Below are 9,311 nucleotides of genomic sequence, written 5' to 3' on the forward strand. Positions count from 1 at the left end.
CGCCCTCGGGGCCGGAGCCGACGGCGGAGGCCGGGCCTGGATCGGCGGGGGAGGCCGGCGCGGAGTCCGCGGGCGCGGGCGGAACGGGAACGACGGAGGGTGAGCGGGATGAGTGACGAGGAACGCCGGGACTCCCTGGCCGACCAGGCCGCCGCCTGGGTCCCGCCGTGGAATCGTCCCCGCCCACCGGCCCCAACCCCCGCCGAGGCGCCCGAGGCTGCTGAGTCTTTCGACGCTGCCGAGCCCTCCGACGCTGCTGAGACTCCCGACGCTGCTGAACCTGCCGAGGCTGCCGCCGCTCCCGCGTCCGCCGGTGCACCCGAAGCGCCCGCGCAGCCCGACACCCGCACGGTCCCCGCGGCTCCCAGCGCCGTCGCGGTCGACGGAGAACGCGACACCGACCAACCCGCAGACGCACCTGGGGCGGTCACCGTCCCGCCGATGTCCGCCGAAGATCTTGGAGGCAAGTCGCCCCTCCAGGGGCCGCAGTCCTCCAAGATCTCTGCCGAGTCTGCCGAGTCTGCCGAGTCCGCCGAGTCCGCCGAGTCCGCCGAGTCCGCCGAGTCCGCCGAGTCCGCCGGATCCGCCGAGTCCGCCGGATCCGCCGGGTCTGCCGAGTCCGCCGAGTCGGGCGAGCCCTCCGAGCCTCGTGAGGCGGTCGGGGTGGCCGAGACTCCTGCGGCTCAGGTGGGGGAGCGGGCTGGGGGCGTACCTCGGCGGGAGGTTGTGGGGCGGCGGCGGGTGACGGCCGCGCCGGAGCCCGCGCCCGACCTGCCGGACGCCGAGCTGCGCGGCGCGCTGGAGGCGATCCTGCTGGTGGTGGACGAACCGGTCAGCGAGCTGGTCCTGGCTCAGGTGTTGGAGCAGCCGGCCGAGCGGATCGGGCCGATGCTCGACGAGATCGCCGCCGGTTACACGGCCGCCGGGCACGGGTTCGAGCTGCGCAGGGCTGCGGGCGGTTGGCGGTTGTACACCCGGCCGGAATACGCTACGTACGTCGAGCGGTTCGTCCTGGACGGGCAGTCCGTGCGGCTGACCCAGGCGGCGTTGGAGACTCTGGCCGTGGTCGCGTACAAGCAGCCGGTGACCCGGTCGCGGATCTCGGCCATCCGGGGTGTCAACTGCGACGGCGTCGTCCGTACGCTGGTCACCCGCGGCCTCGTTGAGGAGTGCGGCGCCGAACCGGACAGCGGGGCGTTCCTCTACCGGACCACCACGCTGTTCCTGGAGAAGCTCGGGCTGAACACCGTCGACGAGCTGCCACCTCTCGCACCCTTCCTGCCCGACGACGTAGAAGAGCTTGCTGATGCGACCCGATAACCGTTCCCCGAAATCCGACGCCCCCGTCTACGAGGGGGCGGAGCGCCTGCAGAAGGTGCTCGCCGCCGCCGGCGTGGGCTCCCGGCGTGCCTGCGAGGACCTGATCTTCCGACGCCGGGTGACCGTGGACGGGCGGGTCGCGAAGCTCGGCGACAAGGTCGACCCGGCCACTGCGGTGATCCACGTGGACGGCGAGCGCCTGCAGGTCGACATCCGCCTGGTCTACGTGGCGATGAACAAGCCGCGTGGGGTGGTCACCACCATGGCGGACGAGAAGGGACGCACCGAGCTGGCCGACTTCATCGGCAGACGGCTGGATCAGCGGGTCTACCACGTCGGGCGGCTCGACGCGGACAGCGAGGGCCTGCTGCTGCTCACCAACGACGGCAACCTCGCGCACAAACTCATGCACCCCTCGTACGAGGTGCTGAAGACCTACCTGGCCGAGGTGGTCGGGCCGATCCCGCGCAACCTCAGCAAGCGGCTCCTCGCGGGTGTCGAGCTGGAGGACGGACCGGTCAAGGTCGACTCGTTCAAGGTGGTGGGCACCCTGGGCAAGAGCGCCCAGGTGGAGCTGAGCCTGCACGAAGGGCGCAAGCACATCGTCCGGCGGTTGATGGACGAGGTCGGGCACCCGGTCACCCGTCTGGTGCGTACCTCCATCGGTCCGATCCGGTTGGGCGATTTGCGCACCGGGCGTCTCCGGCGCCTGACCAACGCGGAGGTCGCCGCCCTGTTCAACGCGGTGGGTGACTGACCCCCGAGGTTCGGGGTACGGCTGCCGGTAGGCTCGCGACGGCCGGAACGCGGCCGCCGGAGGTGGCGTGGGTCGCCTCGGGCGGCGGCGCGCGTGGGTCCGCCACGGACCCCGGGCATGATTGATGACGATTGACAAACCGCTTGCGGCGCCAGAGCACCGGGCGATCCGTGAGGTACGGGCTGAGGAGGACACGGTGGAGGAAAACGTACGGGCCGGGCGACGTGTGGTCGCTGTGGACGGGCCGTCCGGTTCGGGTAAGTCCACCGTGTCGCGGCGGCTCGCCGCCGCCATCGGCGCGCGCTACCTGGACACCGGGGCGATGTACCGGGCGATCACGTGGGCCGTGCTGCGCTCCGGCGTGGACCTCACGGACGCCGCGTCGGTGGCGAAGGTGGCCGGCGAGGTGGACCTGCGCATCGGCACCGACCCCCAGGGGTACGGCGTGACCGTCGACGGTGTGAGCGTGGACACGGACATCCGTGGCCCCGAGGTGACCGGGGCGGTCTCCGCCGTCGCCGCGGTGCCGGCGGTCCGTGAGCTGCTGGTCGCCCGACAGCGCGAGATGATCGTCAACGCCGGTCGGATGGTGGTCGAGGGTCGCGACATCGGCTCGGTCGTGGCGCCGGACGCCGACCTGAAGGTCTTCCTCACCGCCTCCGAGGCGGCCCGTGCCGCCCGGCGCAGCGCCGAGGACGCCGCCGACGTGGCGGCCACCGCCGCCGACCTGGCCCGCCGGGACCGGCTCGACTCGACCCGCAAGGTCAACCCGTTGGCCCAGGCGCCGGACGCCGTCGTACTGGACACGACCGAGCTGGGCATCGACGAGGTCGTGCTCCGGCTGCGTGACCTGCTCACCGAGCGGGGCGTGGCATGAGCGATCCAGGTGGATGGGTTGAGTTGCGCGAGCCCGACGTCGCCGTCGAGGAGCCGACCGGCCCGCAGCCGGTGGTGGCCGTGGTGGGTCGTCCGAACGTGGGCAAGTCCACCCTGGTCAACCGGATCATCGGCCGTCGACAGGCAGTCGTCGAGGACGTCCCCGGCGTGACCCGCGACCGGGTGCCGTACGACGCGCAGTGGAACGGCCGGTCGTTCACCGTGGTGGACACCGGCGGTTGGGAACCGGACGCGAAGGACCGGGCCGCGGCCATCGCGGCGCAGGCCGAGACGGCAGTGGTCACCGCCGACGTGGTCCTCTTCGTGGTCGACGCCATGGTGGGCTCCACGGACGTGGACGAGGCCGCGGTGAAGATGCTGCGGCGCAGCGCCAAGCCGGTGATCCTGGTGGCGAACAAGGCCGACAACACCGCCATCGAGATGGAGGCCACCTCGCTGTGGTCGCTCGGCCTCGGCGAGCCGTTCCCGGTGTCCGCGCTGCACGGACGCGGCTCCGGTGACCTGTTGGACGCCATCCTCGCCGCGCTGCCGGAGGCCCCGGAGATCGTGGAGAACCGGCCGCGCGGGCCGCGCCGGGTGGCGCTGGTCGGTCGGCCGAACGTGGGCAAGTCCAGCCTGCTCAACCGGTTCTCCGGCGAGGAGCGGGCGGTCGTCGACTCGGTCGCCGGCACCACTGTGGACCCGGTGGACAGTCTGGTCGACATCGGCGGTCAGACCTGGCAGCTGGTCGACACGGCCGGTCTGCGCAAGCGGGTCGGCAAGGCCAGCGGCACCGAGTACTACGCCAGCCTGCGTACCGCCGGCGCGATCGAGGCCGCCGAGGTGGCCGTGGTGCTGCTGGACGCCAGCGAGCCGATCAGCGAGCAGGACCAGCGGATCCTGACGATGGTGACCGAGGCGGGCCGGGCGCTCGTCATCGCGTTCAACAAGTGGGACCTGGTCGACGCCGACCGCCGGTACTACCTGGACAAGGAGATCGACCGGGAGCTGCGCCGCATCCCCTGGGCGATCCGGCTGAACCTGTCGGCGATGACCGGCCGCGCGGTGGACAAGCTGGCGCCGGCCCTGAACAAGGCCCTCGCCAGCTGGGAGACCCGGGTGCCGACCGCGCACCTCAACCAGTGGCTGACCGCGCTGGTGCAGGCCACCCCGCACCCGGTGCGCGGCGGACGCGCGCCACGCATCCTGTTCGCCACCCAGGCCGGGGTGGCGCCGCCGCGGTTCGTGCTCTTCACCACCGGCCCGCTGGACGCCGGATACCAGCGCTTCGTCGAGCGCAAGCTCCGCGAGGAGTTCGGGTACGAGGGCAGCCCCATCGAGATCTCGGTACGCCCCCGCAAGAAGCTCGGCCCCGGCGGCCGAGGCAAGGCGCACGGCTGACCCTGCACGCCCAAAATGCCGGATGGTCCTCCGAGGCCATCCGGCATTTCCCTACCCCACCCTCCTAGGACGCTCTAGGCGGTGTGCGGTGGTTCGCGACCCGCACGACCCGGGTGGGGCCTGTGCGGCCGACCGGCAGGCGCTGCGCTAAGCTGTACCGGCTGTCGCAGGGGAAACCCTTGCGGGGGCGGGACGTGGCGCAGCTTGGTAGCGCACTTGACTGGGGGTCAAGGGGTCGTCGGTTCGAATCCGGCCGTCCCGACAGACTTAAAGCCCTGACCAGCGGAAACGCTGGTCAGGGCTTTAAGTTTATCTATGGGGTTTTGAACCGCCCCCCGAAAACCCCCCGTTTACTGGGGTCGGCAACCAGGTTTGTCATCCCTGTGCATCGTTGGGCTTCGTGGGCTGCGGGCCCCCGCTGCTCATTGCGGTCGGCGCCGAGTCGTTCAAGGATGTCCGAGACGTCCGGGGCTTGGGCGGGCTTGGCGATGTAGTACGTAGCGGTGACCTCCTCGCTGGAATGTCCAAGCTGTGCTGCGGCGCTCTTCGTGTCGGTCTCTTCCTTGATGAGGGTGGCGACGGTCTTGCGGAAGGTGTGCGGGGTGACCCAGGCGAGGTCGGTGTCGGCGCGAGCCTCACGCCACTGACGGCGGACGTTGTTGGGTGACAGCCAGGTGCCGCGTCGGGAGGCGAAGATCGCGTCGAGGGGGTTGTCGGCGGCGACGAGCTTGCGGGCCATGATCATGCCGACGGCGAACCGGGGCAGCACGACCATCCGCCAGCCGGCGTCGCTCTTGGTCCAGGGTTGGCGGAAGACGCCCTGGCCTTTGACGAAGACGAGCGTGCCGCAGATCGTCAGGGTGGGGCGTTCGGCGCCGAGGTTCAGGTCCTCCCATCGCAGGGCGAGGATCTCGCCGATGCGGGCACCGGTGGCGAGCATGAGGTCGACGACGTCCGCCAGATCGCCGCCACAGCGAAGATCTCGTGCGCGAGTTCAGCGTCGAACGCGCGCTAGCCGACTTCGACGGCGTACCGTTTGGTGACCTTGGGCCTGACGTGCCGGCTCTCGGCTGGATCCATATTGCGAAGTTCCCTGAGCGGCTCCTCGCCAAGTTGTGCGATATGGGCTTGGCGCAACAGGGACGAGCGATGCTGCCCGAAACACCTCATCGTGGGGCGGTGATGGCCGAGTGGATCGGGTTGCATCCGACGCTGGCCGGCGCCTACATGACCGTGGTGGCGCGTCGCGTCGGCCAGGAAGCTGGCTACAACCCGCTGACCGACCAAGCGGATTTTAGGCGAGCAACGGTGAACGGCAATGTTGCGGCCGCGCTGCGGCTCCTTGGCGTCAGCGGTGACACCGAGGACGCCAAGGAGGCTCCGCGCCTGGAAGGCAATGGCGTCCACACCTATGTCTCGCTCGCGCTCAACTACGTGCGGCCTGGCAACCTCGACGATGTCTCACCAGAGGCCATCTTCGGTGCCGCACCGACCTTGAGGAGGAATTGCAAGCTTTTCGCGAGTACGTTGCTGGCCAACAGCAGGAGCTATCGACGCTCGCCGGGATCGCTTACGACCGACAGAGGTTGGAAGCCTTCGCAGAACACGTCACGCAGACCATTGAGGTTCCACTCAAGAAGCTCGAGCGAGGTCTGGCGCTGCATCGGATGGAGCCAACGAGGTCGCTGCTGCTTGCGGGCTCGTTTACGCCTCCGGCGACCGTGGCAGCGCTCACGGACAACGTGCCTGTCGCCGCCACGACCGTAGGCGTGGTGGCAACGGTGGGCGGCGCGTGGTGGAGCGTCTCGGCCGCGCGCAGGTCTGCGAAACAAACCTCACCGGTCGGGTATCTGCTCGATGTCCGGGACCGGCTGACTCCGCAGACCGTCGCGTCGCGCGCGCGTGCGCTGTACCGCGGCTATCGCCAGGGCAGCTAACGGCACCTGGCCAGTCGACCCTGCAGGAACGAGCTGGCAAAGGTTCCATGGTCACTCCCCGCTCGCGGTCACGAGACATGCACGACGTCATCGGAACTCTCGGGGTTAAGGCTTGGGCACAGCGACATCATTCCAGCCCGCCCACAGGGCAGCCATCTCAGATGTCACCTCGCCCTCTTTCCGATGCGCCGGCCCCTTGGTCGGTGCACCACGATGATCGCCGGTTCGCGTAAGGTCCTCGCATGCAGCCGAGGGCGTTCGAGCAGCACATTGCGGTGTTTGGGGAGAGTGGTAGCGGAAAGACCGTTCTGCTCTCGTCGTTCTACGGTGGCACGCAGGAGCCGAAGTATCTGAAGAGGAGCCTCTTCCACGTCCTAGCGGAAGACATCGGCCAGGGTAACCGGCTGCACAAGAACTACCTCGGCATGAAGGACGAGGGAACGCTGCCGCTCACCACACGCTTTGCCGCCACGTCGTACGCCTTCAAGGTGCAGATGAAGGACGGATCAGATCCCGCGGCGGCGAAGTCCCGGCCGTTCGACGTGCTGCGGGTGGTCTGGCACGACTATCCGGGGGAGTGGTTCGAGCAGTCCGTGCAGAGCCCGGAGGAGGCCCAGCGTCGCGCCGACACCTTCCGGTCCTTGCTGAGCTCGGATGTCGCCCTGCTGCTGGTCGACGGCCAGAGGCTGCTCGACAACGCGGGCGAGGAGGATCGGTACCTCAAGTCTCTGTTCGGCAATCTCCGCAACGGCGTGCTGTCGCTACGTGACGAGCTGCTGGAGGACGGCAAGCCGCTCGCCCAGTTCCCTCGGATTTGGGTGATGGCGCTGTCCAAGGCCGACCTCCTGCCGGACATGGACGTGTACAGGTTCCGTGATCTGCTCGTAGCCAAGGCATGCGACGACCTCGAGCAGCTGCGCGAGGCGATCGCCGGGCTGGTAGAGGGCCGCGAGGCACTGTCGGTGGGCGAGGACTTCGTGCTGCTCTCGTCGGCGAAGTTCGAGCCGGGAAAAATCGCGGTGACCGAGCGTGTCGGGTTGGATCTGATCCTGCCGCTGGCCGCCGTCCTGCCGTTCGAGCGGCATCACCGGTGGCACGAGTTGACAGAGCTCCCAGCACGCTTGTTCGAGGGCTTACTCGGTCGTGCCGACGATCTGGCACTCGCGCTGTTGGCCAAGACCAAACTGCCCGGCCCGCTGGGTCTGCTGATGAATCTCGTCGGCCCGGACCTCATGAGCAGCGCGGCGAAACTGGCCGGGGACAAGCTCCGGGCAGTCAATGCCGAGGCGCTGTCCAAGAAAGAGTTTCTCTCGGCCACACTGACGGGCTTCCGGATAGACCTGGAGAAGGGAGAGGAGAACCAGATCCTGCTCCGGAGCGTGCGATGAGCCTCATCTGGGCCACCCGCGGCCGAGCGTGGGGTTTTCGTTTCCTGCTCACCGGCGGGTTCCCGGACCCTCTTCCGGAGTACGAAGCCGCTTTCGCGGGCACCGGCGATGCGCCGGAGATCTGCCACCCTTTCGGGGACAGGGTGGCGTTACGCATCGCAGATCCGCTGGGGCGTAAGGACCAGTCGGGCCGCCTGATCCCGCACGAGTTCGTCATCTGCGGACCGCAGGCCGCAGAGATCCGTTCGGTAGCGGACGGTCTTGCGCTGGTGTGGCCGCAGGTGGCCGGGGAGTTCGAGCGGGTCTGGGAGATGCCTCGGCCGCCTGTCTGAAGCCGATCGTCCCGGGCTGCCGAGGTGGCACGGCCCGGCGCAGTACCCGGTCTGAGCGCATCCTCGCGAGGATCTGCACGGGCAATTCACGCAAGAGGAACGCCAGCCGGGGCGCGTCGTAGCCGGCGTCGGCCACGACCAGGATCTCCAGCTACCCGGGCCGCCACTGCCCGGGCGCGATCAGCCGCCCCACGATGTCTCGCAGCTGCCCCAGCGGTGACGGTGGCCGCGTCATCACCAGGCGCCAGCCGCTGCGCGTCCAAGGGCGCCGTCCACGAACTTCGGCCCGACTCCAACGCCACGGCCAATGCCGCTCGCCCGGCCGGTCATACCAGCACGTCGACCGCGTCGTCCGACGGATCGAACAGACGCTTGATCGGCTGCTCGAGTAGGTTCACGTCAACGGCGAGGTCCAACACCTTTAGCGCGAACGGGTGGCCGTGCCGCTTACTCCGCGGCGGTCCACCGACACGAGCCCCTTGCCCGGGGTAGGCGAGTCGCGACGGGCAGGCGCACGCTGCTTCCTGGTGACGGCACGTCCCCGATGGTGGGGGAGCGGGGCGCGGTGGGACCCAGCACTGTCCTGTTTGCCGGGCCCCCGTTTACCCCCCGAAAACCCCCGTCTGCCGTTGACAATCAGTGACAAGAAGTGACCAGTGTTTGATCGCGTATGTGCAGCCCAAAGCCTATTTTTGACAATCAACGACAGGCTCGATTTGGTTACGGACGGTAACAAGGGGTTCTGACAAGCAATGACAAGCCCTGAACGAGGCTCGACAAGAGGTTGTCTTGGGTTCAAGTCACTCGTTTGATGCCGGGTCGGCGCCGCGGAAGGCGCGTCGCGACGAGCTTGGCCGCAGCGCACTGCAGCGAGCGAACGCCGCGGCCCAGCTTAGATGGGCCGCCGGGAGGCGGTTCAGGTGCTGTACTGCCGACGTAGCGAGCAATCTCGGTGGGTCGTCTTCGAAGGTGGTTGAGGCTGGCCACCGCCGTATCTTTGGTCCACACAACCACGAGACTCAGCGGTGGCTGCTCCATGCCCACGGACAAAACCACACCGCCACAGCAGGTCAGAACGGATGTCCTGCTGGGAGTACTAGCTTTCCTGCCCGCCGTCAAACGGGCGGAGACCCGCCAGCGGAAGATCGGCGAGTTCGTCGCGATGCTCGCCCGGCAGGAGACGATCCACCCGCAGAAGGCCAGGCCCGCCACGTCGCCGTGATCGACCGCCGGCCGAGCCGGGCAGGGTGCCTCGGCCACCGCGCGGCGAACCGTCCGGGCCGGCGGTCACCGGCCGGCC

At 69.0% G+C, this 9,311-nt stretch carries 10 protein-coding genes, 1 tRNA gene and 1 pseudogene; 10 read left to right on the plus strand and 2 right to left on the minus strand.

What is annotated here, in order from left to right; translation table 11 throughout:
• The first annotated feature begins 441 nt into the window (after window positions 1-441).
• The 5 genes from scpB to AB0J68_RS19075 all read left to right on the plus strand — a co-directional run bounded on the left by scpB (window position 442) and on the right by AB0J68_RS19075 (window position 4,616).
• Window positions 442-1,320: an SMC-Scp complex subunit ScpB gene (scpB, locus tag AB0J68_RS19055; RefSeq protein ID WP_363939676.1), complete on the plus strand. Its 879-nt coding sequence runs from the start codon at window positions 442-444 to the stop codon at window positions 1,318-1,320.
• Window positions 1,307-2,077 (plus strand): pseudouridine synthase, encoded by a 771-nt coding sequence (locus AB0J68_RS19060; protein ID WP_234581858.1) that lies wholly within the window; start codon window positions 1,307-1,309, stop codon window positions 2,075-2,077. Before scpB ends, AB0J68_RS19060 begins: the two co-directional genes overlap by 14 nt.
• Window positions 2,078-2,273: 196 nt before the next feature.
• Window positions 2,274-2,954, plus strand: a complete 681-nt coding sequence (gene cmk, locus AB0J68_RS19065) for a (d)CMP kinase (RefSeq protein ID WP_363939677.1) — start codon at window positions 2,274-2,276, stop codon at window positions 2,952-2,954.
• The gene (der, locus tag AB0J68_RS19070) at window positions 2,951-4,354 is read left to right on the plus strand and encodes a ribosome biogenesis GTPase Der (RefSeq protein ID WP_354859389.1); all 1,404 of its coding nucleotides are present in this window, start codon (window positions 2,951-2,953) and stop codon (window positions 4,352-4,354) included. The genes cmk and der overlap by 4 nt, the downstream gene beginning before the upstream one ends.
• A 188-nt stretch (window positions 4,355-4,542) precedes the next feature.
• A tRNA-Pro gene (locus AB0J68_RS19075) sits at window positions 4,543-4,616 on the plus strand.
• 51 nt (window positions 4,617-4,667) lie between these two features.
• Here AB0J68_RS19075 and AB0J68_RS19080 read toward each other — a convergent pair.
• Complete coding sequence (locus AB0J68_RS19080) at window positions 4,668-5,294, minus strand: site-specific integrase (RefSeq protein ID WP_363939680.1); 627 nt, start codon at window positions 5,292-5,294, stop codon at window positions 4,668-4,670.
• Window positions 5,295-5,338: 44 nt separating this feature from the next.
• On the opposite strand from AB0J68_RS19080, the gene AB0J68_RS19085 reads away from it, so the two are divergent.
• From AB0J68_RS19085 to AB0J68_RS19100, 4 genes are all read left to right on the plus strand, one after another.
• The gene (locus AB0J68_RS19085; RefSeq protein WP_363939682.1) at window positions 5,339-6,121 is read left to right on the plus strand and encodes a hypothetical protein; all 783 of its coding nucleotides are present in this window, start codon (window positions 5,339-5,341) and stop codon (window positions 6,119-6,121) included.
• Between the two features lie 5 nt (window positions 6,122-6,126).
• Window positions 6,127-6,291, plus strand: coding sequence for a hypothetical protein (locus AB0J68_RS19090; protein WP_363939684.1), 165 nt, complete (start codon window positions 6,127-6,129; stop codon window positions 6,289-6,291).
• Window positions 6,292-6,533: 242 nt separating this feature from the next.
• The gene (locus tag AB0J68_RS19095) at window positions 6,534-7,679 is read left to right on the plus strand and encodes a hypothetical protein (RefSeq protein WP_363939686.1); all 1,146 of its coding nucleotides are present in this window, start codon (window positions 6,534-6,536) and stop codon (window positions 7,677-7,679) included.
• Window positions 7,676-8,011: a hypothetical protein gene (locus tag AB0J68_RS19100; protein WP_363939688.1), complete on the plus strand. Its 336-nt coding sequence runs from the start codon at window positions 7,676-7,678 to the stop codon at window positions 8,009-8,011. The genes AB0J68_RS19095 and AB0J68_RS19100 overlap by 4 nt, the downstream gene beginning before the upstream one ends.
• A 7-nt stretch (window positions 8,012-8,018) precedes the next feature.
• Here AB0J68_RS19100 and AB0J68_RS19105 read toward each other — a convergent pair.
• Window positions 8,019-8,322 (minus strand): annotated as a pseudogene (locus tag AB0J68_RS19105) (transposase); the annotation flags it as partial.
• 725 nt (window positions 8,323-9,047) lie between these two features.
• Between AB0J68_RS19105 and AB0J68_RS19110 the strand changes: the two are divergent.
• The gene (locus AB0J68_RS19110) at window positions 9,048-9,233 is read left to right on the plus strand and encodes a hypothetical protein (protein WP_145796076.1); all 186 of its coding nucleotides are present in this window, start codon (window positions 9,048-9,050) and stop codon (window positions 9,231-9,233) included.
• The last annotated feature ends 78 nt before the right edge of the window (window positions 9,234-9,311 follow it).

The organism is Micromonospora sp. NPDC049580, assembly GCF_040675595.1.
Taxonomy (GTDB): Bacteria; Actinomycetota; Actinomycetes; order Mycobacteriales; family Micromonosporaceae; genus Micromonospora.

Bases quoted from the DNA above. Each gene is read 5' to 3' on its own strand.
- scpB (WP_363939676.1), top strand. From the start codon at position 442: ATGTCCGCCGAAGATCTTGGAGGCAAGTCGCCCCTCCAGGGGCCGCAG.
- AB0J68_RS19060 (WP_234581858.1), top strand. From the start codon at position 1,307: ATGCGACCCGATAACCGTTCCCCGAAATCCGACGCCCCCGTCTACGAG.
- der (WP_354859389.1), top strand. From the start codon at position 2,951: ATGAGCGATCCAGGTGGATGGGTTGAGTTGCGCGAGCCCGACGTCGCC.
- AB0J68_RS19080 (WP_363939680.1), bottom strand. From the start codon at position 5,294: ATGCTCGCCACCGGTGCCCGCATCGGCGAGATCCTCGCCCTGCGATGG.
- AB0J68_RS19095 (WP_363939686.1), top strand. From the start codon at position 6,534: ATGCAGCCGAGGGCGTTCGAGCAGCACATTGCGGTGTTTGGGGAGAGT.
- AB0J68_RS19100 (WP_363939688.1), top strand. From the start codon at position 7,676: ATGAGCCTCATCTGGGCCACCCGCGGCCGAGCGTGGGGTTTTCGTTTC.
- AB0J68_RS19110 (WP_145796076.1), top strand. From the start codon at position 9,048: ATGCCCACGGACAAAACCACACCGCCACAGCAGGTCAGAACGGATGTC.